Origin of the sequence: Streptomyces sp. NPDC014894 (genome assembly GCF_043080985.1) — a bacterium.
Classification (GTDB): Bacteria; Actinomycetota; Actinomycetes; order Streptomycetales; family Streptomycetaceae; genus Streptomyces.
This window is the reverse complement of record NZ_JBIBWD010000019.1, coordinates 124,897-151,595: the sequence shown is the minus strand read 5'-3', so window position 1 is coordinate 151,595 and position 26,699 is coordinate 124,897. Positions and strand designations below refer to the sequence as shown.

Here is a 26,699-nt window from a genome sequence, read left to right as displayed (position 1 = left end):
ATCTCCCGGGCGGGGCGGACCTGCCGGGCGTGGCGGACCCGTCGGATCTCCCGGACCTGCCGGGCCCGGGGCCTCCGGAGTGCGTGCCCCCGGTCATGACCCGGCGGCGCCCACGGTCCCCGGTCAGGGGGCGGGGGGCGCCTGGGCGGACGACTCCGCGGCGTTCGGGGCCGCGGGATTCCCCGGCGACCCGGCCGTGCCGCCGCAGCGTGAGGGCGGGGGCGCGCGGTTCGATTCCGTACTGCCGCCGCCGCGTGAACTGCCGCAGTCGGACGCCGAGCTGATCCAGCGGATGCGGGGAGGCGACGACAGCGCGTACGCGGAGCTGTTCCGGCGTCACTCCGAGGCGGTGCGCCGCTATGCGCGGACCTGCTGCCGGGACGCGCACACCGCGGACGATCTGACGGCCGAGGTGTTCGCCCGGACGCTCCAGGCCGTGCGCGGCGGCGCGGGACCCGAGCAGGCGGTGCGGGCCTATCTGCTCACCACGGTCCGGCGGGTGGCGGCGACCTGGACGAAGACCGCCAAGCGGGAGCAGCTGGTCGACGACTTCGCGGTGTTCGCCGCGGAGGCCGCCCGCGGCCAGGACGCGGCGGCGGGCGAGACCCTCGATCTGGGCGCCGACGTCCGGGCGATGCACGAGGCGGAGCGGTCGCTCGCGCTCCAGGCGTTCCGGTCGCTGCCGGAGCGCTGGCAGGCGGTGCTCTGGCACACCACGGTCGAGGAGGAGTCGCCGAGCGAGGTCGCGCCGCTCTTCGGGCTGACCGCCAACGCCACGGCGGTGCTGGCCGGCCGGGCGCGCGAGGGCCTCAAGCAGGCCTATCTCCAGGCGCATGTCAGCTCCGCGCTCACCTCGGGCGGGGACTGCGCCCGATACGCCGACCGGCTGGGCGCGTACGCCCGGGGCGGGCTGCGGATGCGGGCCGAGCGCGGGCTGCGCAAGCATCTCGACGAGTGCGCCAAGTGCCGGCTGGCCGCGGGCGAGCTGGCTCAGGTGAACTCGGCGATTCCGGCGCTGCTGCCGGTCGCGGTCATCGGCTGGTTCGCCGCCGGGTATTCGCTCAAGGCGGCCGGGATCGCCGCCGGGGGCGCCGTGGGGGCCGCCGGGGCGGGAGCCGCCGCGGCCGCCACGGGCGGGGGTTCGACGACGGGGGCCGCCGGAGGCGCGGCGGCGGCCGAGGGGCTGGGCGCTCCGGCGAAGGCGGGGATCGCCGCGCTGATCGCGGTCGCCGTGACCGCCGGTCTGGTGTGGGCGCTCGCCAACGACTCGCGGGAGCCCGCCCCGGACGCCAAGCCGCCCGCGGTGCGGAGCGTCGCCCCGGTGGAGCCGCCGCCTCCGCCGAGGCCGGCCCCGAAGCCGCCCGCGCCGAAGCCGAAGCCCGCGCCGCCGGCGCCCGCGCCCCGGCCCGTGACGTCCGCGCCGGCCCCGGCGAAGCCCGCGCCGCCGAAACCGACGCCGACGCGGACGAAGCCCTCGCCGCCGAAGCCGAGCCCGACGCCGACGCCCACCCCGAGCCCGGTCGAGCCCACGCCGTCCCCGACGCCGCCGAAGCCGAGCCCGACTCCCTCGCCGTCCGCGCCGGAGCCGAAGGTCTACCAGCTCAACCGGTTGCAGTACGGCCTGTTCGGCGACGGCACCGGGCCCGAGGTGCGCATCGGCGAGAGCGGGTGGCTCTGGCAGCGCACCGGTCTGCTGATCGGCGGGGAGCGGTACGGACACGGGATCACCGTGCACGCGCGCTCGTCCGTCACCATCGATCTGAACCGGGACTGCTCCGGCTATGACGCGGTGGTCGGCGTGGACGACATGACGATGGGGCTGGGCGCGGTGCGTTTCTCGGTCTACGCGGACGGGGCCCGGCTGTGGCGGTCGCCCGTGGTGCTGGGCGGCGAGGCGGGGGTGCCGGTGCATGTGCCGCTCGCGGGGCGGGAGACGATCCGGCTGGTGGTGGAGCCGGAGACGCCGTTCGACGCGGTCGCCCTGGTGGACTGGGCCCAGTCCCGGATCACCTGCGCCTGAGAGCGGGGGCGGCCAGGGCGGTCAGGGCCTCAGGGAGGGTCTCGACGGTACGCCGGTGGGGACGGCGCGCCGGCGGGGGGCCGCGGTGCCGGTCCAGCAGGTGCCCCGGCGGGAGAGCAGACGGCGGAGCCAGAGTTCGGTGGAGACCAGCTCCGCGAGGCCGTCCAGGGGCAGGGGCTCGCCCTCGGAGGCGGCGCGCAGGGCCTTGCGGACGACCCGGGCCTCGACCAGGCCGGCGTCCGCCAGCAGCGGGGCGTCGAAGAGGGCGATGAGCTGGGGCAGCGCCGCCCGCAGCCCCTTGCGGGCGGTGGCGCCGGAGGTGCTGTGGGCGGCCGCGCCCCAGCCGGGCGGCAGTTGGTGGACGCCCGCGCCCGCGAGGACCGTGCGGAGGATCTCCGCGCGCGCCCCGGGGCGTACCCGGAGGGACTCGGGAAGGTCGCGGCAGGCGCGTACCACCTGGTTGTCCAGGAAGGGCGAGTGGAGGCGCTGGCTGCGGACCTCGGCGGCCTGTTCCAGGATGCGCTGGTCGAAGGCGTGACGGGTGAGGGCGGCCCGGGCGCGGGCCTCGCCGGGGCGCTGCACGGACACGGGACGGGTCGCCGCCTCGGTGAGGCGAACCGATACTTCGGCGAGGGCCTCGCCGGTGAGCCAGCGGGCCGCCGGTCCCGGGCGGGACCAGGCGAGGGCGGCGAGGGAGGCTCCGAGCGGTCCGGCGTCCTGGTCCCGGTGGGTCGCGCGGTTGGCTTCGAGGAGCAGGTCCGCCGCGTTCTCCAGTCCGGTGCGGTAGGGCGTGCGGGCCAGCCGCCGGGCGGCCCGGTAGACGGTCAGCGGGACGAACAGGGAGTTGGGCGCGGGGCCTTCGGCCCTGGTGAGCGCCGCCACGGGCCGCAGCAGATGCCGTCTCTGCCGGTCCAGCAGCAGATCCGCGAGACGGGCCGGGTGGGCGTCCAGGACCTGCCGGGCGCCCGCGCCGGTGAAGTGGTCGGCGCTGCCGGACGCCAGCCGGCCGCGGTGGCGTTCGGCGACGACGAGGGAGGGCGCCGGTTCGTCGGTGAGCGGCCCGTTCTCCAGGCCGGTGTAGGGCAGGCCCTCCTCACCGGCGGCCACGACGACATGGTGCAGCCGCGGGTCGTCGGCGAGGGCGCGGGCCCGTTCCAGCTCGGCCTCGCGGCCGTCCGCGGTGAGGTCGTTGTAGGTGACGGCGAGGAGCCGTTCGCCGGCGCCCGTGCCGTGGCCGAGCAGGGTGCCGGGTCTGCCGGGCAGTCCGGCGGCGAGAAGGGCGAGGGTGCCGGAGGCGCTGCCTCCGGAGAGGTCGGCGCCGATGCCGGGGGCGGGGCCGCCGCCTCGGCGGGCGCGCCGGTCGGCGGGTCCCATCCCGGGCACCGGCCCCGGGTCCGGCGGCAGGGTGTCGGGGGCGTGGCGGGGGGCGGTGAGCCGGGCGCGCACCGCCTCGACGAGCGCGTCCCGTACGCCGTCGACCGCCCGGTCGGGGTCGATCTGCGGTCCGGCGACGGCGAGGGAGGCGACCGGTTCGTAGCCGGTGATCTCCCGGGAGCCCTCGCGGAGGATCAGGGCGTGGCCGGGCGGGACGCGCTTGACGCCTTCGTAGGGGGTGGAGTCGCGGAGCGCCTCCGGGGTCTCGGGGCAGGCGAGGAGGGCGGCGAGGTGTCCGATGTCGAGCTGGGCCTCGATGAGGTCGGCGAGGGGGAGGGCGGCGGTGGCGTACGCGGTGCCGTTCGCCCAGGGGGTGTGGAAGACGGGCCGGGCCCCGGCGAGGTCGCCGAGGACGGTGATCCGGCGGCCGGCCTGGACGACGGCGGTGTAGCTGCCGGGCCAGGCGGTGAGATGGCGCAGGGCTCCGCCCCGGGCGGAGAGCAGTCCGGCGCGCAGTTCGTCGTCGCCGGCGGCGCAGCAGCCGAGGACGGCCATCCGGGTGAGGTGGGTCTCCGGGGCGTGGCCGGCGGGCGGGTCGAGGCTGATGACGCGGATCTCGTCGGGCCGCCAGTCGCCGACCGCCCAGAGCGGATCGGGGTCGCCCCAGAGCAGCTGGGAGCCGACGGGCTGGATGGCGCGGCCCTCGTCGGACGCGCCCACGGCCCCGGCCGAGCCGAAGTGGGCGGCGATACTGCTCCATCCCACCAACCACCGCATCGCCGCCTCCACAGGCTGTGGACGAACCCTGGCCGCCGGACCCGGCCGTTCGGGTGCACGCTACGCCCGGCGGGCGCGCGTGCCGCGGCCGAACACACGGGACAAGCGTCACACCCGGCCGCACGGGACGGGCGCCGCCCCCGCATACTGGGGGCGCGGGGCATGGTCCCGCCCCCGTGCCGGGGGCCGTTACCTGCCCGTTCGGGAACATGCTGCCACGAAGGCGGCGCGCGGAGACGTCCCCGGGTCGCACGAGCAAAAAGTGAACGCGCCCCCGGAACGGCTGATTTGCTATCGGTTCACCACGAAGCGGAACGATCTCTTCGGTGCTGTGGAGGAACAGAGCCCCCAGCGGTGACAGTCGACATTCGGCCAATCTCCGGTTGGCCGAGGGCAGCACAGAACCCCCCGAACCACCCTCCGAACAGGGCCGCGACCAGCGCGCGGAAACGGACGCACAGCAGTCCGGGAGGCGGACTGCGCCTCCCGGACCGGTCCGCCGCCCGCGGGGATTGAAGACGGCGGCGTCCCCCAGCCCACTGGTTCCAGTACGCAGCGGGCCGACCCACGCAGCACTCATGGAAGCCCTTCCCCGACCCGCCTGGCAGAGCGCACGCACGGGCGCACGGCCACACGCCCGGGGCTCAGCCAGGGCACGCCCCCGGACACGCCGGCGGCCGCGTCCGCGCCTGTGGGACGGCCCTCCCCCAACGCACAACAATCTCGCCAACCGGAACTCCGCCCCTTAACGGTCGGGATGCGGCGAACTACGCTGGGTTTACTGATGTTCTGAACCGACGGGCATATTCCGCAGGGCTCGGCCGACCGCTTGTGCAACGGGACCGTGCCGGGGGGCGGGGAAGCCGCCCGACGGGGAGGACTCAGTACGAATGCCGCGCGCCGGACAGCGACGCGGCGGCCGTCTGCGTGTCGAGGGGTGGGCCATGTCCAGGGAGCAACGCGGGCCGAACGAAAAGCTCGGCACCGTTCTCGCCCTCGCGGGAATCAGCAACGCCGGCCTCGCCCGGCGCGTCAACGACCTGGGAGCGCAGCGGGGCCTGACCCTCCGTTACGACAAGACGTCCGTGGCCCGATGGGTGTCGAAGGGCATGGTCCCCCAGGGCGCCGCCCCCCATCTCATCGCCGCCGCGATCGGCGCGAAGCTCGGCCGCCCCGTACCGCTGCACGAGATCGGTCTCGCGGACGCCGACCCGGCTCCCGAGGTCGGGCTCGCCTTCCCGCGCGATGTGGGCGCGGCGGTGAAATCGGCCACCGAGCTGTACCGGCTCGACCTGGCCGGCCGACGGGCCGGCAGCGGCGGAATCTGGCAGTCCCTGGCCGGCTCGTTCGCGGTGAGCGCCTACGCCACCCCCGCCTCCCGCTGGCTGATAACGCCCGCCGACTCCTCCGTCGAACGGATGCCGGACCTCCCCCCCGGGGAGACCGCCCCGGACGACGCGCCCGCCCGCGTGGGCCACAGCGATGTGGCCAAACTGCGGGAGGCGGCGGAGGACGCCCGCCGCTGGGACTCCAAGTACGGCGGCGGCGACTGGCGTTCGTCGATGGTCCCCGAGTGCCTGCGGGTCGACGCGGCGCCGCTGCTCCTCTCCTCGTACTCCGACGAAGTGGGCCGCGCCCTGTTCGGCGCGACCGCCGAGCTGACCCGGCTGGCCGGCTGGATGGCCTTCGACACCGGCCAGCAGGAGGCGGCGCAGCGGTACTACATCCAGGCGCTGCGGCTCGCGCGGGCGGCGGCGGACGTTCCGCTGGGCGGCTATGTGCTGGCGTCGATGTCCCTCCAGTCGATCTACCGGGGCTTCGCCGACGAGGGGGTGGACCTCGCGCAGGCCGCGCTGGAGCGCAATCGCGGCCTCGCCACCGCCCGCACGATGAGCTTCTTCCGGCTGGTGGAGGCCAGGGCGCACGCCAAGGCGAACGACGCGGTGGCCGCCGGGGCCGCGCTGAAGGCCGCCGAGGGCTGGCTGGAGCGCTCCCGGGACGGCGACAATGACCCCACCTGGCTGGGTTTCTACTCGTACGACCGGTTCTGCGCCGACGCGGCCGAGTGCTATCGCGATCTGAAGGCCCCCGGGCAGGTGCGGCGCTTCACCGAGCAGGCGCTGTCCCGCCCCACCGAGGAGTTCGTCCGCTCGCACGGACTGCGGCTGGTGGTCAGCGCGGTCGCCGAGCTGGAGTCCGGGAATCTGGACGCGGCCTGCGCGGCGGGCACCCGCGCGGTGGAGGTCGCCGGACGGATCTCCTCGGCGCGGACCACGGAGTACGTACGGGATCTGCTGCACCGGCTGGAGCCGTACGGGCACGAGCCGCGCGTCGCCGAGCTGCGGGAGCGGGCGCGGCCCCTGCTGATGGCCCCGGCGTAGCGGAAGGCCGGACTCCGGGGCGGGGCGGCCGAGGGTCGTACGCGCCTCGGGGGAGGCCGGCCCGGGGTGGCTGGGGCGGTCGGGGCGGCAGGGGCGGTCGCGAGGGCGGGTGCGGGGCCGTTGTCAGTGGGCCGGTGCACTATCGGGGTGGGAGGTGAGCGGGGTGACGGTGTCCAGAGGCGGCTTCGGCGGCGCCTTCGACTGCGATGTGCTGGTGATCGGCGGCGGGATCGTCGGCCTGTCGACCGCCCATGCCCTCACCCGCGCGGCCCCCGGCACCCGGGTCACCGTGCTGGAGAAGGAGCCCGCGACCGCCCGCCACCAGACCGGGCGGAACAGCGGAGTGATCCACAGCGGGATCTACTACCGCCCCGGATCGCTCAAGGCGCGGTACGCGCTGAGCGGCTCGGCCGAGCTGCTGAAATTCTGCGCGGAGCACGGCGTCCCCCACCGCGTCACCGGAAAGCTGATCGTCGCCACCCACCGCGACGAGCTGCCCCGGCTGCACGCCCTGGTCCAGCGCGGCCGGGAGCACGGAATCCCGGTCCGCGAGCTGGGCCCTGCCCAGATCATGGAGTACGAGCCCGAGGTCCGGGGCCTGGCCGCCATCCAGGTCGGCACCACGGGCGTCTGCGACTTCGGCGCGGTCGCGGCCCGGCTGGCGGAGGTCTGCGGCGCCTCCGGCACCGAGATCCGCTGCGGCGAGGAGGTCGTCGCGGCGGACCGCCGCCCCTGGGGCGTCGCGGTGCGCACGGCGTCGGGGACCGTCCTGCGCGCCCGGGTCCTGGTCAATTGCGCGGGGCTGCACTGCGACCGGGTGGCCCGGCTGGCGGGCGACGACCCGGGCATGCGGATCATCCCCTTCCGCGGTGAGTTCCATGAGCTGGCCCGGCCCGAGCGGGTGCGGGGGCTGGTCTATCCGGTGCCCGACCCGGCCTTTCCGTTCCTCGGCGTCCATCTCACCCGAGGGATCGACGGCTCCGTGCACATCGGGCCGAACGCGGTGCCCGCGCTCGCCCGCGAGGGCTATCGCCCCACCACGGTCCGGCCCCGGGAGCTGGCCGGGACGCTGAGCTGGCCCGGCTCCTGGCGAATGGCCCGCCGGCACTGGCGGTACGGGGCCGGAGAGCTGCACCGCTCCCTGTCGAAGCGGGCCTTCACCACGGCGGTGCGCCGGCTGCTCCCCTCGGTCACGGAGTCCGATCTGCGGCCCGCGCCCTCGGGGGTGCGGGCCCAGGCCGTGCTCCGCGACGGCACGCTCGCCGACGACTTCCTGATCAAGGAGTCCCCGAGAACGGTCCATGTGCTGAACGCGCCGTCACCGGCGGCGACGGCCTCCCTCCCCATCGGCAGGGAGGTGGCGAGACGGGCCCTGCGACTGCTGTGAGCCTCCTCTCTCCCGGCCCGCGACCCCGCCCGCCCGGCCGCCCCGGCCACGACCCCGATTCACAGGACCCGGCCCCGATCCACAGGACCCGGGCCGGAGCCGCGTGACCCGGGCCGTCACCGCCCGGACCTGGGCCCCGGCCGAGGCGAGCCGCTCGCCGGATCCGACCCGGGCCCGCTCGCCGGAGCCGGCCCGGAGCCTCCTGCGGGCCGCCCTCGGGAGCCGTCGCCGGAGCCCGCGAGCCGTTCCTCCGCGCCGCCCGCCGCCGTAGAATCAAGGCACTGTGTCCCAGCTCCGAAACCACACCCCCGCCGCCCCCGCCCGTGACCGAAGCGAGTCCCGCTTCCCCGGCGGGCCCGTCGCCGACCCCGCCGGCTCGCACCACGAGCGGCGCATCCGCAGCTTCCAGCCCCGGCGCAGCCGGGTGACGACCGGGCAGGGCGACGCCCTGACGCGTCTGTGGCCCCGGTGGGGCTTCGAGATCGACGGGAAGAGCGTCCTCGATCTCGACGAGGTCTTCGACGGGCTGCCCGTCGTCCTGGAGATCGGTTTCGGCATGGGCGAGGCCACCGCGCTGATGGGCGCGGCCGATCCCGGCACCGGCATCCTCGCGGTCGATGTGCACACCCCCGGGCAGGGCAATCTGCTCGGTCTCGCCGAGAAGCACGGGCTGTCCAACATCCGGGTCGCCAACGGCGACGCGATCATCCTGCTCCGCGAGATGCTCGCCCCCGGCTCGCTGGACGGCGTGCGCGTCTACTTCCCCGATCCCTGGCCCAAGAAGCGCCACCACAAGCGGAGGCTGATCCAGCCCGAGTTCCTCACCCTCGCGGCCGCGGCCCTCCGGCCGGGCGCGGTGCTGCACTGCGCGACCGACTGGGAGCCGTACGCGGAGCAGATGCTGGAGGTGTTCTCGGCCCACCCGGACTTCGAGAACACCGAGCCGGGCGGCGGCTACGCCCCGCGCCCCGACTTCCGCCCGCTGACCCGTTTCGAGGGACAGGGCCTGGACAAGGGCCACACCGTCCACGATCTGCTGTTCCGGCGCGTGGCCGACAGCGGCCGGCGGACCGGCTGAGCGGACCGGCTGAGCGGACCGGCCCCGGGCGCCGCAGCGGCGCACCCGGTGACGGAGCGCGGACCCGGGCGCCCGGGCATCCGGACCCATTGACGGCCGCGCACCCGGACACCCGAGCGTCGGCCCAGGCACTGACCCGGCGCCCCGGAGCCGGATCCGGAACGGAATCCGGCTCCGGATCCGCAGCGCGACCCGGAACGGAATCGGCGGCGGACCGGGCGCGGACCGGGCGCCCGGCGCGAACGGCCGTGCGCCGTGCGGCGGATCGCCTCGGGCGAGGCGGGCGCGCGCCATGATCGTTCAAACGGCGTCGTCAGTTGTCGGTGCCCGTCGTTAGGGTCGTGGGGTGTCCGAGCCGCCTGCGCACCGCCCTCAGCCCTGTCCGCCCGCCCACGCGCCACCCCCTCGACCCGCGCATCTGCCGCCCCGGCCCCGGGATCCGGCGGACCGCCCGCTCCCGCCGGAGGCGTCCGCCGCACCGCCGTACCCGGAGACGGACCCCGCCGCCCCGGCCCCGGTCGTTCCCGGGCCCGCCGTCCCCGAGTGCGCGCGCCAGCCGGTGTTCGACGCCGTGCCCGAGCCGACCCGGTGGCGCTACAAACCGCGCCGCGCCGCCAGGCTCTGGCAGAACAAGGCGGTCCGGGCCGGCATCCTGATCATCGTTCTCGCCCTCTGCGCCCTGTTCATCCTCGCCCTGGTCCGGGAGCAGACCGGACCCGAGGGGTTCCTCGTCGGACTCGGGCTGGCCACCCTTCCCGTACCGCTGCTCCTCGCCGCCTTCCGCTGGCTGGACCGGGTCGAACCGGGGCCCTGGCGCAATCTGATCTTCGCCTTCGCGTGGGGCGCGTTCGCCGCCGCGCTGGTCGCGATCCTGGCGAACTCCTTCGCGATGCGCTGGATCGCCACGGCCACCGCCGATCCCCACAGCGCGGAGGGTCTGGGCGCGACGGTCATCGCGCCGGTGGTGGAGGAGTCCGCGAAGGCGGGCGCGATCCTGCTGATCTTCATCTTCCGCCGCCGGGACTTCACCGGGATCGTCGACGGCGTGGTGGTGGCCGGTTTCACCGCGACCGGCTTCGCCTTCACCGAGAACATCCTCTATCTCGGCACCGCGTTCGGCGAGGACCAGGAGCTGGGCCACTCGGGCCTGGAGTCGGTGACGGCGGCGACGTTCTTCGTCCGGGTCGTCATGTCCCCGTTCGCGCACCCGCTCTTCACCATGCTCACCGGCATCGGCTTCGGCATCGCGGCCCTGGCCGCCCGCCGCCGCCGGTTCCGCCGGATCGCGCTGCCGACGCTCGGACTGGTGCTGTCGATGGGCATGCACGCGCTGTGGAACGGCTCGGCGTCGTACTGGGGCCCGTGGGGCTTCTACGCGGTGTACGGGATGTTCATGGTCCCGGCCTTCGCGCTGCTGACCTGGCTGACGATCTGGACCCGGCAGCGGGAGCTGCGCACGATAGCGGCCGAGCTGCCCGCCTACGCGGCGGCCGGCTGGCTCTCCCCGACCGAACCGCAGGCGCTGTCCTCGATGCGGGCCCGTGCGGCGGCCCGTGACATGGCCCGCCGGATGCGGGGGCCGGCGGCCGCGCACGCGGTGACGGAGTACCAGCGGTTCGCGACCTCGCTGGCGTTTCTGCGCCACCGGGCGGGCCGGGGCGCGGCCGATCCGGATTTCGTGGCGCGGGAGCAGGAGCTGCTGCACCACATGTGGCAGCGGAAGGACGAGGCGGCTCCGGCGCTGACGTACGCGGCGCGGGCGACGGGCCGGGTGTGGGTGCCCCCGCCGTACCGGGACTACGAGGGGTACAACCCCTACCGGGGCTGACCGGGTCCCGGCGGGCGGAGGGACGGGACCCGGCGGCCCTGGCATCGGGGGGTGTGGTGCCAGGACCGCCGGGAGCTGTGTGTACGAAGGGCGCCGCCGCGCGGGCCTCGGCCCCGAAGGGCCGGGACCGGGGGGCGAACGGATCGGGCCCGTAGGCCCACGCCCGAAGGACTCCGGCGCGTGGGGCTCGGGCCCGCTGGGCCCCGGCCCCGGTCAGACCGTGAGGCCATTGCCTCGCAGCCAGGACAGCGGGTCGATGCCGGAGCCGCCCGGCGTCTTGACCTCGAGGTGCAGATGGGGGGCGGAGGAGTTGCCCGTGGAGCCGACCCGGCCGATGGTCTCGCCCGGAGCCACCTTCTGGCCGGGGCTCACGGTCATCGAGGACAGGTGGGCGTACCAGACCTCCGTGCCGTCGGACAGCTCCAGCACGACGCGGTAGCCGTACGAGCCGGACCAGCCGGCCGAGGTGATGGTGCCGGTGGTCACGGCCTTGGCCGGGGTGCCGGCCGGGGCCGCGAAGTCGAGACCGGTGTGCTGGCCGGAGGACCACATCGAGCCGGACTGGCCGTAGGTGGCGGTGATCCGGTACGAGGAGGTCGGCAGGGAGAAGTTCCCGGCGGCCTTGGCGGCGCGCTCGGCCTCGGCCTTCGCCGCCGCCTCCCGCTCGGCCTTCTCCTCGGCCCGCTGCTGGGCCTCCTTCTCCGCCTTCTCCGCGGCCTTCTTGGCCTCGGCCTTCTCCTTGGCGCGCTCCTGGGCCTCCTTCTCCGCCTTCTCGGCGGCCTTGGCGGCCTTCTCGGCGGCGGCCTTCTCAGCGGCGGCCTGGGCCATGGCCTCGGCGCCCGCCTGCTGCTCCTCGGCCTGCTCCAGGATGCGGGAGCGCAGCGCCTCGGCGGCGGTGGTGGTGCTCTGCTGGGCGCCGACCTCCTCGCCGATGCCGCCCATCGTCTCGTACCCGGAGGCGTCGGCGGTGTCGGCGGTGTCCGGCTCGGCCGCGTCCTCGGACATGAAAGAGCCGATGCCGGGAAGGGATTCGACATCGGGCAGCGATATGGAGACGGCCGGTTTGTTCTGCGCGGTGGCGATGCCGCCGGCTCCGACGGCGGCGATCACACCGACGCCGAGCACGGTGGAGCTGCGGGCGAATCCGCCGCGCTGCTTGATCACCCGATGGCGGTGCCGGCCGCGCACCGGACGCACGGTCTCCGCGGTGGGATTCCACTCACCGACGGACCGTTCGGCCCCGTCCTCGCTGAAGACACCGGTCCTGAAAGGCGATTCCGGGGCAGGGGTGTTGGACGCCACTGAGGCGCACTCCTTTCCTTCCTTCTCGCCTACCGGGTTAGCTGACGGGTTCGGAGCAGGAAGGTCTCCTACGGGCGTCGCTCACCGCGAACTGTGCGGCGGACGAAGCCCGATTCACCCCAATTGGTGGTTCCCCGGTTCCCTTGCGGGATTCGGCGCTCGCGCACGGCGCCGTCCTGACGACGGCTGGGCGACCGCGCTGCGTTATCGAACGTTAATAGACACGCGGTCCGGATTCCAAGTTGTTCCGAGTGATCTTTAATCTCTTTGCCATGGACTTACCCGGACACAAGCAGCCGGATTCGGGCGACTTGAGCGCCCGTCGGGAGCCACAAAAGAACTGACGGTATATCAATTGTTATCAGAGGGCTCTGTATTGACTACGCAGCGTGCGGGTCTTTATGCCGCCCTCACAGGCGGATCCCGCCGCGCAGCCGGTCTTCCGGACGCTTGGCCTCCGGCGGCCGGACCACCGCGAGCAGCGCCATGTCGTCCGTCGCGCCCCCGCCCGTATGCCGGCGCACATCGTCCAGCAGCCCGTCCAGCAGCTCCCCGGGCCCGGAGAAGACCCGGCCGCGCAGCCGCACCGCCGGGTCGTAGAACACCCCCCGGGCGTCCCGGGCCTCGGAGAGCCCGTCGGTGTAGAGCAGCAGGGTGGCACCCGGCGGCAGCGGATACTCCTCCGCCCGGTCCGGCAGCGCCCCCAGCTCGCCCATGGAGAGCGGCAGCGCGTACTCGGCGGGCTCCAGGACGTCCAGCCCGCCGTCCGGACGGAGCAGCAGCGGCGGCGGGTGGCCGCGGTTCACCAGCCGTACGGCGCCGCCGCCGCGCGGGATCTCCGCCAGCACGGCGGTCGTGAACGCCTCGAAGGCGTCCAGGGTCTCCCGCCGGCGGGCCTCGCGGGTCAGCGCCCGCTCCAGCCGCCCGGTCACCCCCTCCAGCGAACTCTCCTGCTCGGCGGCCTCGCGGAACGCGCCGATGGCGACCGCCACCGCCTCGACCGCGCCCAGCCCCTTGCCCCGTACGTCGCCGACCACCAGCCGGACGCCGTGCGGGGTGTCCTGTACGGCGAAGAGATCGCCGCCGATGAACGCGTCCGCGAGGGCGGCCTCGTAGCGGGCGGCGATCCGGAGCCCGCCGATCTCCTCGGCGGGGGTGGGCAGCACGGCCCGCTGTGCGGTCTCGGCGATCACCCGGGCGGAGGCCAGCCGCTCGCTGCCGCGCCGCACCACCCGGTTGATGAGCAGCGCCAGACCGGCCACCGTGATGACCGTGGCCAGCTCGGTGACGGCCATGGGGTCGGCGAACATGTCCTGGAGGACATGGAGCACGATCACCGCGGCCGTCGCCGCGATCCCGGTCCACAGGGTGATGAGCCAGGAGAAGAAGGGCGCGGCGATCAGCGGGGCCGCGGCGAACATCGGGGCGGCCGTGTACTTCACCGGGGTGGCCAGGTCGAAGACCACGCCGCCGAGGATCATCAGCGCGGGCAGCATCCGGACAAAGCGGCGGACGCCGGGCCCGCTGGGCTCCTCCTGCTGCGCCAAGGGTGCTCTCCCGACCGGTGCGCCGACGGCTGCGGGCACGGTTGAGCGCCCCTCTCAGCCTCGCGGCAACCGGTCGGCGGGGCGAGCGGCCGCCGTCCAACCGGGCGACACGAGGCCGGGCGGGGGCGGGCGGGCCGCGGCCCGCGCATCAAGGACCCTCGGGGCGAGGGGCCCGCGGACCGGGCCGCCGCCGAAAGCCCGCGGACCGCACGGCCGGAAGCCCCGGGCCGCCGGGCGGAAGCCCCCGGGCCGCCGGGCGGGCGGAAAGGGACCCGGCCCCCTGGGAAACGGGCGCGGGCTGTTCGGGAACGCGCCAACGACCGTGGCCCGGCACTTCTTCTCAGAAGTGCCGGGCCACGGTCTTTCAGTAGCGGGGACAGGATTTGAACCTGCGACCTCTGGGTTATGAGCCCAGCGAGCTACCGAGCTGCTCCACCCCGCGTCGGTAAACACAACTCTACGCCATCCGGAGCGCGGCTCACGCCACTTTCCCCCGGGGTGCGCGAAGCGCCCTCACCCATCGGCTCTTCCGACCTCAGCAGCTCGGTCGATTTCCGTGCTTTTACTGGCTTTCGCCCGCCGGGAAACGGGCGGAAGACCAAGCAGCGCGGCTCATTCGTCGGTCAGATTCCGTTCCCCGAAGACCCGCATCGCGTCCCGGACGAAGGCCGCGACGCCCTCCCCGTGCCGGTCGTAATGGGCGGCGAACCGCTCGTCTGTGACGTACATCTCGCCGAGCCCGATGAAATGACTCTTCGACGGCGCGCCCATCGCCGACAGCCAGACGTACTGCCGCCGGGCGATCTCCTGCGCCTCCTCGCCGCCGGCGTCCAGACCGGCCGCCAGCGCGCGGGCGAAGTCCTCGGCGACGGCGGTCTGCTCCCGCTGGTACGCCCGCCGCTCCGGCTCCCCGAGCGACCGCCACCACTGGTCTCCGCGCTGATACGCCTCCTTCCCCCAGCGCTCGGTCACCTCCCGCTCGTACCGTGTGTGATCGAAGCCGTCGAGCACGTCCTCGGCCATCAGCTCTTCCCCTCGCTCGGTCTTGTGGAGAGTGGTCCGCACCGAGGCGATCTGCCGTCCGATGCGTTCCCGTTCCTGTTCGAGAAGGCCCAGATGGGCCCGGAGCGCGACGGCGGTGTCCCGCTGCCCCCGCAGCACCTCGGCGATCGCCGGCAGCCCGAGGCCCAGCTCGCGCAGGAGCAGAATCCGCTGGAGCCGCACCAGGGCCTCGGGGCCGTAGTAGCGGTAGCCGTTGCGTCCCACCCGGCTGGGCTCCAGCAGCCCCAGCTCTCCGTAGTGCCGCAGCGTGCGGCTCGTCGTCCCGGCGCGCCGGGCGATCTCCTGGATCGACCACTCCATGACCTGAACGGTAAATCTTGACGTTACGTAAAGGTCAACCCGGATTTTCCGGGAGGATACGGGCGGCTCTCATCCGGAGATAGTTCGCCTCGGGGACGCTCAGCGTGCGCCCGGCGGCCAGCCGGTACGCGGCCCTCGCCCCCTCCGCGTCGCCCGCCCGCTCCAGCAGATGCGCCCGCACCGCGTCGAGCCGGTGGTGTCCGGCGAGCCGCTCCTCCAGGGCCGCCACCTCCACGAGCCCCGCCTCAGGACCGTGCGTCATCGCCACCGCCACCGCCCGGCCGAGCGCGGCCATCGGCTCGGGAGTGCACCGTACGAGCAGGTCGTACAGGGCCAGGATCTGCGGCCAGTCGGTGGATCCGGCGTCCTCGGCCTCGTCGTGCAGCGCCGCGATCGCGGCCTGGAGCTGATACGGCCCGGCGGGGCCCTGGCCGAGGGCCTCCTCCACCAGCGCGGCCCCCTCCGCGACGGCCCGCCGGTCCCAGCGGGAACGGTCCTGCTCGTCGAGCGGGATCAGCTCGCCGTGCGGGCCGGTGCGGGCGGCGCTGCGCGCGTCGGTGAGCAGCATCAGCGCGAGCAGTCCGGTGACCGAGCCCTCGCGCGGCAGCAGCAGACGCACCCGGCGGGTCAGCCGGATCGCCTCCCGGGCCAGGTCGGCGCGGTGCAGCGCGGTGCCGGAGGTGGCGGTGTACCCCTCGTTGAAGATCAGGTAGAGCACCTGGAGCACGGCGGCGAGCCGCTGGTCGCGGTCCTCGGGCAGCGGCTCACGGAACGGCACGCCCCGCAGCCGGGACTTGGCGCGGCTGACGCGCTGCGCCATCGTCGCCTCCGGGACCAGATGGGCGCGGGCGATCTCGGCGGTGGTCAGCCCGCCGACGGCGCGCAGGGTCAGCGCGACCTGGGCGGCGGGGCTCAGCTCGGGGTGGCAGCAGAGGAAGAGCAGGGTGAGCGTGTCGTCCTCGGCCGGAGCGCGGCCCTCGCCGGGCGGCGGGGCGGTGAAGGCGTCGCGCGGGGCGAGGGCGGCGGCGGTCTCCTCCCGGCGGCGGCGGGACGTCTCGGCGCGCAGCAGATCGGTGAGACGGCGGGAGGCGACCTTGATCAGCCAGCCGCAGGGGTTGTCGGGGACGCCCTGGGCGGGCCACTGTCCGGCGGCGGCGAGCAGGGCCTCCTGGACGGCGTCCTCGGCGAGGTCGAAGTGTCCGTACCGGCGCACCAGCGCGCCGAGGACCTGCGGCGCGTGACGGCGCAGCAGGTCCTCGGCGGCGGCGGTGGAGTCGGGGTCGTCCGTGTGTCTGGTCCGGGTCACCCGGCGTGGGTATCACACACGGCGCGCGCCGCGACGGAGTTCCGGGCGCCCCGGCTGTACGGAACGCCCGGCTCCGGCAGGGCGTCGCGCCACGGCGGGCTCGGGGGCCCGGCTGTACGAAACATCCGGCTCCGGGCGCTCGGGGGCCCGGAGAACGGATGACCGGACGACGGGACGGCCGGACGACGGGGCCGACGGGGCCGACGGGATGACCGGACGGCCGGACGGCCGGACGGAGGACCGGGCCTAGACCTCGCCGCCGTCGCCGTCCTGGATGGGCCGGATGACGACGGGACGGACGGGGGTTCCGGCCGGTTCGGGACACTGGCTGACGCGGATCGCGATCTCGGTGACCCGTTCCAGGCTCTCGCAGTCCACCACCCAGTACCCGGCGAGGACCTCCTTCGTCTCGCCGTACGGTCCGTCGGTGACGACGGGCCGGCCGTCGGGGCCCGCCGTGACGGTGCGGGCCTGGGCCGGTTCGGTGAGTCCCTGGGAGTCGACCAGCTCGCCGGATTCGGCCAGATCGTCGTTGACGGCGCTCATGAACGCGAACATCGCCCGCAGATCCTCCTCGCTCCAGGCCGGGCCGTGGGGGGAGGACTTGCCGGTCATGCCCTCGTAGTCGGACTGGGCGCCCTGGACCATCACCAGATACTTCATGACACGGCTCCTTCGCTGTGGTGGCCGCCCCGTTCGGGCGGCTCTCACAGGGGACGTCGGAGCCGGCGACGGGATCTCGACACGGTCTCGCGCTTTCGCGAAAAGACTTTCCGGGGGTACGGAAGGCATTCTGCGGGGAGGGCGTGCGCGGGGCCAGTGGGGGCGGGCGGCGGGGCGCCCGGCCGAGTCCGTCCGTACGGCGGAGCTACTGGACGGCGCCGGTCAGCCCGGTGACGGGGTCGGTCAGCGTGGTGAGCTGGTTGGGGACCTCCAGCAGGGCGTTCAGCCCGTTCAGCTGGTTGAGCCCGCCGGTGACCTGGTCGATGGGGCTGGGCTGGGCGGCGCCGGACGGGGGGACGGGCGCGGCGGAGGCGGCGGTGACGGAGAGGACGGAGGCGCCGGCGGCGAGGGCGACGGCGGCGAGGACGCGCTGTGTCTTGGTCATGCCGGGACAACGGCCCGGGCGGGCTGGGGTCACGGTCCGGGGCCGGGGATGACCCGCAAGGAGCGCCGTCGGCGGCGGTTCGCGCAGTGACCCGGTGAACGGGCGAACGAGCGCGGGAGACGTCCGGGCACGGACGTACGGGTGAACCCGTGCGCCCGTCCGGCGCAGCCGTTCGGTTCACTGATCCGCCTCCGGGTGATCGGCGCGTATCCCGGTTGACGTGATCAAGAACCTCAAGCGCGCCGCCGCGGCCGCCGCCGTCGCCCTGCTGCCTCTCACGCTCGCCGCCCCGGCCCAGGCGGCCGCCGCCGTACCGCTCACGCCCCTGGCCCCCGCCGGGCCGCTCGCCCCGGCCGCGGCCGCGGCGGAAACGCTTCCCCTCGGGGTGGCGGTGAGCCGTCTGGCCGTCACGACGGAGGACCGGACGGGGTACGAGCGGGACTCGTTCCGGCACTGGAACGCCGGGCTGAACGCGACCGACGGCTGCAACACCCGGGCCGAGGTGCTGATCGCGGAGGCGGTCGAGGCCCCGGCGGTCGGGGCGCGGTGCGCGCTGGGCGGCGGCTCGTGGTGGTCGTACTACGACGAGCAGACGGTGACCTCGGCCGGGGCCCTGGACATCGACCACATGGTCCCGCTCGCCGAGGCGTGGGACAGCGGGGCCTCGGACTGGACGGCGGCGCGCCGGGAGGCGTACGCGAACGACCAGGGGCAGGCGTCGTCGCTGGTGGCGGTGACCGCGCGGTCGAACCGGCAGAAGTCGGACCAGGACCCGGCCGACTGGCTGCCGCCGGCCGCGGACGCGCTCTGCCGCTATGTGTCGGAGTGGACGGCGACCAAGCTCCGCTGGGGGCTCGCGGTCGACGAGAACGAGCAGGACCGGCTGTTCTTCGTGGCGGCGGGCTGCGGGGGCACTTCGGTGACGTACGAGCCGGCTCCCTAGCGGGCGGCGGGGCCCGGGGCCCCGGTAGTCCTTGGGGCCCGGTAGTCCTTGCGGCCCCGGTAGTCCTTGGGGCCCGGGGGCTACGGGCTGTCGGGGGCTACGGGCTGCCCGGGGCCTCGGCGACGACCACGTACAGCGTGACCGCCGCGAAGAAGGGCCCGGTCGCGAGGTGGTCGAGCCACTCCCTGCCCGCGTCCTCCGTCAGATACCCGTCCGCGACGGCGCGTTCGGTGTTGCGCCGCAGTCCGAGGACGGCGTCGGCTGCCTCGACGTCCCGGAAGACGGAGGTGACGGGGACGACGGCGGGGACGGTGAATCCGGCCCCGGTCGCGAGCCGGGCCAGCTGACGTCCCACGACCCCGTTGCGCACCTCCCGGTCGGCGAGGCGGCGGGTGTAGGCGCGGGCCGTGCCGAGGTCGGGGTGGTCGACGGCGAGGGAGTCCCAGTCGGGCTCGCCCATGACGAGCCGGCCGCCGGGCCGCAGCACCCGCAGCGCCTCCGTCAGCACCCGGGCGGGGTCGGCGACATGCTGCATGACGCGGTCGGTGCGGGCGCGGTCGGCGCTGCGATCGGCGAGCGGGAGGGAGTGCAGATCCCCCCGCACCACCTCCACCTCGGCCGCCGCGGGGTCGGCCGTGCGGGCGCGGGCCCTCCCGACCATCTCCTCGCTGATGTCGACGCCGATCACGGCCCCGGAGCCGCCGACCGCCCCGGCGAGTGCGGCGAGATCGGTGCCGGGGCCGCAGCCCAGGTCGACCACGGTCTGCCCGGGGCGGGCGTCGAGCGCGTCGAGCATCAGGCCCTTGTAGACGCGGCCGGCGTCGGTGGCGGCCACCCGGTCCAGATAGACGGTCTCGTCCGGGGCCACCGCCTCGAAGACCCGCTCGGTCACCCGGGCCATCGACCGCGCCTCGGCCTCCAGCACCGCCCGCCCCGCCGCCGTGATCCGCACGGGCCGCTGCCGCCCCTCCCCGGCGACCGGCTCGACGAGCCCCTTCGCCTCCAGTCGGGTCAGCGCTCCGTAGAGACTGCCCGGCCCCAGGCGGCTGCCGGAGAGCTTCTCGATCGCCGCGTTGACGGCGTAACCGTGCAGGGGGCCGTCGGTGAGGGTGGCCAGCACCAGTGTCTGGGCGTCGTTGGTCCGCATGGCTCCATAATGCTACGCGTCACGTAGTACGCGCTACGTATCACCGAGATCCGAGGAGCCGCCGTATGCGCACCACCGCACCGCTCGCCGCCTTCCACGCCCTCCGCGCACACGGCCTCCGCCGCCGGCTGCGGTCCGCGCCGCTCCCCCGCCATCTCGCCCTGATCATGGACGGGAACCGCCGCTGGGCCCGCCGGGCCGGCCTGACGGACCCGGGCGCGGGCCACCGCCGCGGCGCGGAGCATGTCGCCGAGGTGCTCTCCTGGTGCGAGTCGCTCGGCATCGGACAGGTGTCGGTCTTCGTCTGCTCCGCCGAGAATCTGCGGCGGCGCGGCGCGGCCGAGGTGGCCTCCCTGATGCGCACGATCGAGGAGGTCGTGACGGAGCACCTCCGCCGCCCGGACAGCGACTGGCGGGTCCGGATCGCGGGCTCCCTCGACACCCTCCCCGACTCCACGGCCCGCGCCCTGCGCACAGCGGTGGAGTCGACCCGGGACCGGCCCCGCGGATCCGTGCTGACCCTCGCCGTCGGATACGGCGGCCGCCAGGAGGTGGTGCACTCCGTACGCGAACTCCTGCGCGAACAGCGCGCGTCGGGCACGACCCTGAACGATCTGGCCGCCCGCCTCACCGCCGACGACATCGGCCGCCATCTCTACACGGCGGGCGCGCCCGACCCCGAACTCGTCATCCGCACCAGCGGGGAGCGGCGCGTGTCGAACTTCCTGCTCTGGCAGAGCGCCCACTCCGAGCTGTACTTCTGCGACGCGTACTGGCCCGCGTTCCGCGAGATCGACTTCCTGCGCGCACTGCACCTGTACGCACTGCGCCGCCGCCACACCGCCGACTGAGCCCGCGCACCCGCCGGACTTCCCGGTCAGGCCGCGCTCGACCGCGCGCGGGATCCGGCTCCGGGATCCGGCCGGCAGGCCGAAGAGAGAAGGGGGGCGGGGCGGCCGGATTCGAACCGGCGTCCTCCTCCATGCTGTGTAGGCGCACTACCTCTGTGCTACGACCCCGCCCTTCCCAAGATCATATCCCCGGCCCCCGGGCGGCCCGCCACGAATTTTCCGCACCGCACCGCACCGGGCGGGCCGGGCGATCTTATGTCGGGAAGCCGTGACTCCCCACCTGCCACAGGCGCCTGCGGCAGGGCGGCCGGGGTCGCTTTGCCCAGTCACTCGCCCAGCGTCCGACTCGGCCCATCAGGGCTGTCCAGCCAGACGCACTGCTCGCGACGGACAACGGTGGCCCCCTAGCGGTCGGGGGTGGGGCGGGCCTCGCGGTGGCGAGCGGCTGACCGTTCCAGGGAACCGCCGGACCCCACCGGGCGGCCAGGAAGCCCGGCGGCCACAGGGCGGCCATTGACCGGCCACTTCGAACAGATGGGCCGGTCTTCCGTAACGCCGGTTATGAGCGGATCAGTTGGGCGTTACGTTGGAGAGGGCGAAGCCAGGGAGACACGGTGATGACCAACCACAGGCTGCGGGCGGCGCGACTCGACCGCGGGTGGCTGTCCCAGGAGAAAGCGGCCGAGGAGATCAGCACGGCGGGTCGGCTCGCGCTCGGCGACCCGTACTTCACCGTCAGCGTGCGCACCTACCGGCGCTGGGAGTCCGACCGACCCGGCTGGCCTCGGCCCGACACCGCCGCCGCCCTGCGCGCGGCCTTCGGCCTCAGCCCCGAACACCTCGGCTTCACTCCCCCGCCGGGACACCCCGCCCGTCTGCGCCACGCGGAGGAGGGATCTTCCATGGAACCCCGCAACTTCCCGGCCTCCGGTTCGGTGGCGGCGCTCGGCATGGTGAGCCCTGCCGACCTCAGGCCCCGGGACATCGACCCGGCCCTGGTCGGCTACTTCTACCAGCAGCTCGGCGGCCACTACACCGCCGACATGATGCTCGGCCCCCGCGACCTCATCGGAACCGTCACCGAGCAGTACCGGCTGATCAGCGACCTCACCCGAGCCGCCGGCGGCACCGTACGGCAAGAGCTGATCCAGGTCGGGGTGACCTACGCCGCGCTGGCCGGATGGCTCCACCAGGACGCCGGCCTGTGGGACTCGACCGCGTACTGGCACGGCATCGCCCAGATGGACGCCCAGATGCTCGGGAACGCCGATCTGACCGCGTACATCCTCTCCAACATGGCCCGTCTCCGATCCGACCTGGGCGACGGCCGGGCCGCCGTCGACCTCTGCGTACAGGGGCTGAGCGAGCGACACCGGCTCTCCCGCCGCATCCGGGTCAATCTCATGCACCAGCAGGCGCACGGCCACTCGCTGCTCGGGGAGCGGACCGCCGTGGACCGGCTCCTGGACGAGGCGTCGGCGGTGGTCGAAGCAGCGGATCCGGCCGTGCCCTGGGGCGGGGTCCACCACAACGCGTACTTCTTCGAGGTCCAGCGCGCCACCTGCTACGGACGGCTGGGCCTGTACGAGGAGGCCCTGCGCATCTGGGACCGGATCAACGCGGACATGCCCCCGGCCGCCCGCCGGGACACCGGGGTCTACCTCGCCCGCCAGGCCGCCGCGTACGCCGCCGCCGGCGAGCCCGAACACGCCGTGACCCTGGCCGCCGAATCCGCTGGGATCGCCGCCCAGACCCGCTCCGCCCGCCATCGCAAGGAGCTGGAAGCCCTTCGCGAGAGCATGGGCCCCTGGCGCGACGGCCCCATCGGCGACCGCCTTGTCCAGGCCCTCAAGCCGCTCGCCGCCTAAAACCGTCAAACGAAGGAGCAACCCCATGGCCGCCACTCCGCTGACCGACGCCGAACTCGACCGGGCCCTCACCGGCCTCCCCGGCTGGTCCGTCCGGGACGGAAAGCTCACCGCCGCCTTCAAGGCCGACCGGTCCGCCGTCCCCGCCCTCTACGCCGCCGTCGCGACAGCCGAGGACGAGGCCGACCACCACGCCGAGGTCACCATCCTCTACGGAACCATCGGCTTCGCCCTGAACACCCACGACGCCGGGGACGTCATCACCGCCCTCGACACCGCCATGGCAGCCCGCCTCACCGCCCTCGCCTCCGAACACGGAGCCCGCCCCGTCGGCGAGTGACCCGGAGCGCGCCCCCGCGCCCCCCCGCCCGCGCACAAACACCGCAACGCCGAAGCGCCCCACCCGGCATCAGCCGACTGGGGCGCTTCTTCGCAGGTCACGGGCTTGCGCCCGCCCCCGCGTTCGGTAGGCCGTGTGGGACTCGAACCCACAACCAACGGATTAAAAGTCCGCTGCTCTGCCAATTGAGCTAACGGCCCTCGGCAACTCCTCCCCGAGCATAGCTTCCCCCGGCCCGTGCGCCGATCGGGTATCCGATCAACGGAGTGCCGGAGTCCGGCGGAGGGGGCGTCAGGGGCCCGGTGCGGAGCGGGGGGAGGGCGGAAGGGGAGGCGCGGGGGGAAAAGGGCGCGGGGCCCGTACCTCGGGAGGTACGGGCCCCGCAGGGTCGGTCAGCCGTTGCGCTTCCAGCGCGGCTTGTCGTCACGGCGGCCGAAGGAGCCGGTGTTCGTGCCGGTGCCGGTGCCGCCGCGGTGGTCGTCGCGACGGGCGTAGGGGCGCTCCGAGGAGCCGGCGCGGTAGCCGCCGCCCGCGGGACGGTCGTCGCGACGGTCGCGGTTGAACGGACGGTCGCTGCCGCGGTGGCCGCTCGGGCGGTCGTCACGGCGGAAGCCGCCGCTGGACGCGGGGCGCTCGTCACGACGGTCGTCACGGCGGAAGCCACCGGACGGACGGTCGTCACGACGGAAACCACCCGACGCGGGACGCTCGTCACGACGGTCGTCGCGACGGAAGCCACCGGACGGACGGTCGTCACGACGGAAACCACCCGACGCGGGACGCTCGTCACGACGGTCGTCACGGCGGAAACCACCGGACGGACGGTCGTCACGACGGTCGAACGAACGGCCGCCCCGGTCGCCGCGGTCGTCACGGCGGAAGGAGCCGCCGCGGTCGTCACGACGGTCGTCGCGGCGGAAGCCGCCGGAGGAGGGGCGCTCGTCGCGGCGGTCGCGGTCGAACGAACGGCCGCCGCCCCGGCGGTCGAAGTTGCCGCGGTCGTCGCGGCGGTCGGACTGCTGCTGCTCGGGCACCGCGGCGGCGGCCACGGCCGCCTCCAGCTCGGCCTCGGCGGCCTCGGTCACCTCGGCGACCGCGGTCTCCGGGTCCTCGCCCCGCTCACGCGCGGCACGGGCGACCAGACGGTCGGCCTCCTCGCGCAGCTCGGTCGCCCGGCGCTGCACCCGCTCCAGCTGCCTGGCCAGGTCGGCGGCCTCGCGCTCGGCCTGCTTGGCGGCGTTGTTCGCGGAGTCGGCCTGGACCTCGGTGAGCGAACGCGCGCCGGTGATCTCGGCGACCTCGGGGTCGAACGCGCCGGCTCCGCCGACGATGTGGCGCGAGGCGTCGACGCCCGCGTCCTCCATCAGCCGGAAGATCTGGCGGCGCTGGTGCGGCAGCGACAGGGAGACGACCACACCGGACTTGCCGGCGCGGGCGGTGCGCCCGGAACGGTGCAGGTAGTCCTTGTGGTCCCCGGCCGGGTCCACGTTCAGCACCAGGTCGATGCCGTCGACGTGGATGCCTCGGGCGGCGACGTCGGTCGCGACGAGCGCGTTGACGTAACCGTCCTTGAAGTCGGCCAGGGTGCGGGTCCGCGCGCCCTGCGTCATGCCGCCGTGCAGCGCGTCGGCCTTCACGCCCGCCTCGCGCAGCTGCTCGGCGATGCGGTCCGCGCCCAGCTGGGTGCGGACGAAGATGATGGTGCGGCCCTTGCGGGCGGCGATGGCGGCCGTGACCGGGGCCTTGTCCTTCGGCTTCACGACGAGGACGTGGTGGGTCATGGTCGTGACATTGCCCTGGGCGCTGTCGACCTCGTGGGTGACCGGGTTCGACAGGTAGCGCTTGACCAGCGTGCTGATCTCGTTCTCCATCGTGGCGGAGAACAGCATGCGCTGACCGCCGGAGGGCACCTGGTCGAGCAGCTCGGTGACCTCGGGCAGGAAGCCCAGGTCGGACATCTGGTCGGCCTCGTCCAGGATCGTCACCTGGACCTGCTCCAGGGAGCAGGCGCCGCGGTTGATGATGTCGCGCAGCCGGCCCGGGGTGGCGACGAGGATGTCGACGCCGCGCTCCAGGGCGTAGATCTGGTTGCCCATGGACGTACCGCCGCAGACGACCTTCATCTTCAGGCCGAGGACGTCGCCGTACGGCTGGAGCGCGTCGGCGACCTGCATGGCCAGCTCACGGGTGGGCGTGAGGATGACGCCGCGCGGCTTCTTCTTGTCGGTGTGGCCGCCGGAGAGGGTCGCCAGCAGCGGGAGGCCGAAGGAGAGCGTCTTGCCGGAGCCGGTACGGCCGCGGCCGAGGATGTCCTTGCCGGCCAGGGCGTCCGGGATGGTCGCGGCCTGGATCGGGAAGGGGGCGGTCACGCCGTTCTGCGCGAGCTTGCGCACGACGCCCTCGGGCAGGCCGAGGGTGCCGAAGGTGACGGTCGGCTCGGCGGGCTCGGCGTCGGCGTCGTCGGAGGCTTCAGCGTCGGAGGCCTCAGCGGCCTCGGAGACGTCCGCGTCGGCGGAGACGTCGGCGTCGTCGGCGGACGACTCGGTGATCTCAACGGCCTCAGCGGCCTCGGTGACCTCGACGGCCTCGGGAGCCTCGACCGGAACGACGGTCTCGACGATCTCGATGACCTCGGAGGTCTCGACGATCTCGATGACGGCCTCGGCGGCGACGGCCTGCTCGTCGTTGTTCTCGGGCATGACGGCGTGATCAGTACTGAAAGTGGACATGCGAAATGCGAAACCTTCCGGAGTCTCGGCACGCGCCCAAACTCCGTGATTTCGCAATTCGACCGCCTCTATGCGGTCAGCCACGGCTAGGGAGAGTACGCGCCACACGGCGCGCTTCTTTTTCGGCGCCGGGCAATGGGATCAAACGATCTACCACCATACGCACCCTCCCCCGCCCAAGGCAAACCACTCCGACGTGACCCGCATTACATCCCCTACACCGGGCCCATCTGCGGGGACGCCGACGGCTCGCCCCGCATGCCGAACCCCTCCGCCCCCGCCGTCCGCAGCGCCCCCGCGTGCACCTCCGGCGCCGAGGACGCCGACGGCTGCTCGGTCGGCGCGCTCGGCTGCTCCGAGGGCGTCGGCGACGGCGGCTCGGGGGACGGCGTCTGCGCGGGCGGCGTGGACGGCGGTACGGAGGTGGCGGGCGCGCCCCGGGTCGGCTCCGGGGTGGGGCCCGGCGGCTTCGGCCGCTTCCCGCCCGCGGACGGCCGGGGCGCGGGCGCCGCCGTCACGTCCTCGCTCGGGCTCGCCGGAGCCGGGCGCGCTCCGCCCCGCTCCTCCCGCGCGCCGGATCTGCCGGGCCCCACGGCCTGCCTCCCGCCCGCGTGCCGCTCCTCCTCGCCGGGCTCCGCGTGGCCGCCGTCCGGATCGGGCGCGGTGTGCCCCTGTTCCTCCTCCGACTTGCTGGGCGCCGGCCTTCCGCTCTTGTCGTCGCTCACGCTCATACAGCCGGCCGACGACGCGAGCGCCAGTGAGGCGGCGAACGCGACGGCGAGACGGCCGGGGACGGACACATGGCGCACGAGGGCACCTCCGGGGGGACAGCGCAGGGGACGGAACACGGGTTGCACTGCCCAACTCCCCGCGCCCCGCGAGGGACACGCCCCCACGCCTGACAAGTACACGACCCGCGCCCCGGACCCGGCCCCCGGGCCGGACCCGCCGGGCCCCCGCCCGTCAGCCCCCCGCCAACTCCACGCCCAGGTACAGCGATCCGATCCCCACCGCCAGAGACCCGGCCGCGTTCGCCGCCGCGAGCGCGCCCCGCCCGCTCTCGGCCAGCCGGAACGTCTCGTACGAGAAGGTCGAGTACGTGGTCAGCGCCCCGCAGAGCCCCGTACCGAGCAGGGCGTACGCGGGCGAGGACACCGCCGCCCCGGTGAGCAGCCCCAGCAGCAGACTCCCGGCCGCGTTGGCCGCGAGGGTGCCCCAGGGGAAGAGCGTGTCGTGACGGGACTGGACCGCGCGGTCGGTCAGATAGCGCAGGGGCGCTCCGAGCGCGCCGCCGAGGGCCACCAGCAGCCAGTTCACCGCGCGCCCCGGGCGAGGGGAGCCCTTCGGCCGG

The 26,699-nt window shown here is 74.4% G+C and carries 20 protein-coding genes, 3 tRNA genes and 1 riboswitch; of the genes, 9 read left to right on the top strand and 14 right to left on the bottom strand.

What is annotated here, in order from left to right; all coding sequences use genetic code 11:
- Positions 1 to 79: 79 nt before the first annotated feature.
- On the top strand, positions 80 to 2,020 hold the full coding sequence (locus ACF089_RS32530) for a sigma-70 family RNA polymerase sigma factor (protein WP_392034630.1): 1,941 nt from the start codon (positions 80 to 82) through the stop codon (positions 2,018 to 2,020).
- Between the two features lie 21 nt (positions 2,021 to 2,041).
- On the opposite strand, the gene ACF089_RS32525 is transcribed toward ACF089_RS32530, so the two are convergent.
- Positions 2,042 to 4,171, bottom strand: coding sequence for an asparagine synthase-related protein (locus ACF089_RS32525; protein ID WP_392034627.1), 2,130 nt, complete (start codon positions 4,169 to 4,171; stop codon positions 2,042 to 2,044).
- A gap of 944 nt (positions 4,172 to 5,115) precedes the next feature.
- On the opposite strand from ACF089_RS32525, the gene ACF089_RS32520 reads away from it, so the two are divergent.
- The 4 genes from ACF089_RS32520 to ACF089_RS32505 all read left to right on the top strand — a co-directional run bounded on the left by ACF089_RS32520 (position 5,116) and on the right by ACF089_RS32505 (position 10,845).
- A complete protein-coding gene (locus tag ACF089_RS32520) occupies positions 5,116 to 6,552 on the top strand; it encodes an MFS transporter (protein WP_392034624.1) in 1,437 nt (478 codons plus the stop codon).
- Positions 6,553 to 6,715: 163 nt separating this feature from the next.
- Complete coding sequence (gene lhgO, locus ACF089_RS32515) at positions 6,716 to 7,939, top strand: L-2-hydroxyglutarate oxidase (protein WP_392034621.1); 1,224 nt, start codon at positions 6,716 to 6,718, stop codon at positions 7,937 to 7,939.
- A 283-nt stretch (positions 7,940 to 8,222) separates the two neighbouring features.
- Positions 8,223 to 9,017: a tRNA (guanosine(46)-N7)-methyltransferase TrmB gene (gene trmB, locus ACF089_RS32510; protein ID WP_392034618.1), complete on the top strand. Its 795-nt coding sequence runs from the start codon at positions 8,223 to 8,225 to the stop codon at positions 9,015 to 9,017.
- 571 nt (positions 9,018 to 9,588) lie between these two features.
- Entirely contained in the window at positions 9,589 to 10,845 is a 1,257-nt protein-coding gene (locus tag ACF089_RS32505; RefSeq protein ID WP_392034615.1) for a PrsW family intramembrane metalloprotease, read from the top strand.
- Between the two features lie 213 nt (positions 10,846 to 11,058).
- On the opposite strand, the gene ACF089_RS32500 is transcribed toward ACF089_RS32505, so the two are convergent.
- From ACF089_RS32500 to ACF089_RS32470, 7 genes are all read right to left on the bottom strand, one after another.
- Positions 11,059 to 12,147 carry a M23 family metallopeptidase gene (locus ACF089_RS32500; protein ID WP_392034612.1) on the bottom strand — a complete coding sequence of 363 codons (1,089 nt, stop codon included), beginning with the start codon at positions 12,145 to 12,147 and terminating at the stop codon, positions 11,059 to 11,061.
- An 11-nt stretch (positions 12,148 to 12,158) separates the two neighbouring features.
- A riboswitch (cyclic di-AMP (ydaO/yuaA leader) is annotated at positions 12,159 to 12,315 on the bottom strand.
- 242 nt (positions 12,316 to 12,557) lie between these two features.
- Positions 12,558 to 13,694, bottom strand: a complete 1,137-nt coding sequence (locus ACF089_RS32495) for a PP2C family protein-serine/threonine phosphatase (RefSeq protein WP_392034609.1) — start codon at positions 13,692 to 13,694, stop codon at positions 12,558 to 12,560.
- Positions 13,695 to 14,062: 368 nt separating this feature from the next.
- A tRNA-Met gene (locus tag ACF089_RS32490) sits at positions 14,063 to 14,136 on the bottom strand.
- Positions 14,137 to 14,306: 170 nt separating this feature from the next.
- A complete protein-coding gene (locus ACF089_RS32485) occupies positions 14,307 to 15,056 on the bottom strand; it encodes a MerR family transcriptional regulator (RefSeq protein ID WP_392034607.1) in 750 nt (249 codons plus the stop codon).
- Between the two features lie 34 nt (positions 15,057 to 15,090).
- A complete protein-coding gene (locus ACF089_RS32480) occupies positions 15,091 to 16,362 on the bottom strand; it encodes an RNA polymerase sigma factor (RefSeq protein ID WP_392034605.1) in 1,272 nt (423 codons plus the stop codon).
- A 246-nt stretch (positions 16,363 to 16,608) separates the two neighbouring features.
- Positions 16,609 to 17,025: a YciI family protein gene (locus ACF089_RS32475; RefSeq protein WP_392034602.1), complete on the bottom strand. Its 417-nt coding sequence runs from the start codon at positions 17,023 to 17,025 to the stop codon at positions 16,609 to 16,611.
- 205 nt (positions 17,026 to 17,230) lie between these two features.
- Entirely contained in the window at positions 17,231 to 17,470 is a 240-nt protein-coding gene (locus ACF089_RS32470) for a hypothetical protein (protein WP_392034599.1), read from the bottom strand.
- Between the two features lie 220 nt (positions 17,471 to 17,690).
- Here ACF089_RS32470 and ACF089_RS32465 point away from each other — a divergent pair, with 220 nt between their 5' ends.
- Positions 17,691 to 18,413, top strand: a complete 723-nt coding sequence (locus ACF089_RS32465; protein ID WP_392034596.1) for an HNH endonuclease family protein — start codon at positions 17,691 to 17,693, stop codon at positions 18,411 to 18,413.
- 97 nt (positions 18,414 to 18,510) lie between these two features.
- On the opposite strand, the gene ACF089_RS32460 is transcribed toward ACF089_RS32465, so the two are convergent.
- Positions 18,511 to 19,560: a methyltransferase domain-containing protein gene (locus tag ACF089_RS32460; RefSeq protein ID WP_392034593.1), complete on the bottom strand. Its 1,050-nt coding sequence runs from the start codon at positions 19,558 to 19,560 to the stop codon at positions 18,511 to 18,513.
- A 65-nt stretch (positions 19,561 to 19,625) separates the two neighbouring features.
- Between ACF089_RS32460 and uppS the strand changes: the two genes are divergently transcribed.
- Complete coding sequence (uppS, locus tag ACF089_RS32455; protein ID WP_392034590.1) at positions 19,626 to 20,411, top strand: polyprenyl diphosphate synthase; 786 nt, start codon at positions 19,626 to 19,628, stop codon at positions 20,409 to 20,411.
- Between the two features lie 95 nt (positions 20,412 to 20,506).
- Here the strand turns inward: uppS and ACF089_RS32450 are convergent.
- Positions 20,507 to 20,581: transfer RNA gene (locus tag ACF089_RS32450), tRNA-Ala, on the bottom strand.
- A 447-nt stretch (positions 20,582 to 21,028) separates the two neighbouring features.
- Here ACF089_RS32450 and ACF089_RS32445 point away from each other — a divergent pair.
- Positions 21,029 to 22,279 carry a helix-turn-helix transcriptional regulator gene (locus ACF089_RS32445; protein ID WP_392034588.1) on the top strand — a complete coding sequence of 417 codons (1,251 nt, stop codon included), beginning with the start codon at positions 21,029 to 21,031 and terminating at the stop codon, positions 22,277 to 22,279.
- Positions 22,280 to 22,304: 25 nt separating this feature from the next.
- Positions 22,305 to 22,619 (top strand): 4a-hydroxytetrahydrobiopterin dehydratase, encoded by a 315-nt coding sequence (locus ACF089_RS32440; protein WP_392034585.1) that lies wholly within the window; start codon positions 22,305 to 22,307, stop codon positions 22,617 to 22,619.
- A 127-nt stretch (positions 22,620 to 22,746) separates the two neighbouring features.
- On the opposite strand, the gene ACF089_RS32435 is transcribed toward ACF089_RS32440, so the two are convergent.
- From ACF089_RS32435 to ACF089_RS32420, 4 genes are all read right to left on the bottom strand, one after another.
- A tRNA-Lys gene (locus ACF089_RS32435) sits at positions 22,747 to 22,819 on the bottom strand.
- 192 nt (positions 22,820 to 23,011) lie between these two features.
- Positions 23,012 to 25,348, bottom strand: a complete 2,337-nt coding sequence (locus ACF089_RS32430) for a DEAD/DEAH box helicase (protein WP_392034582.1) — start codon at positions 25,346 to 25,348, stop codon at positions 23,012 to 23,014.
- A gap of 215 nt (positions 25,349 to 25,563) precedes the next feature.
- Positions 25,564 to 26,157, bottom strand: a complete 594-nt coding sequence (locus ACF089_RS32425) for a hypothetical protein (RefSeq protein ID WP_392034579.1) — start codon at positions 26,155 to 26,157, stop codon at positions 25,564 to 25,566.
- Between the two features lie 154 nt (positions 26,158 to 26,311).
- Positions 26,312 to 26,665, bottom strand: a complete 354-nt coding sequence (locus tag ACF089_RS32420) for a fluoride efflux transporter FluC (protein WP_392034576.1) — start codon at positions 26,663 to 26,665, stop codon at positions 26,312 to 26,314.
- Between the last annotated feature and the right edge of the window lie 34 nt (positions 26,666 to 26,699).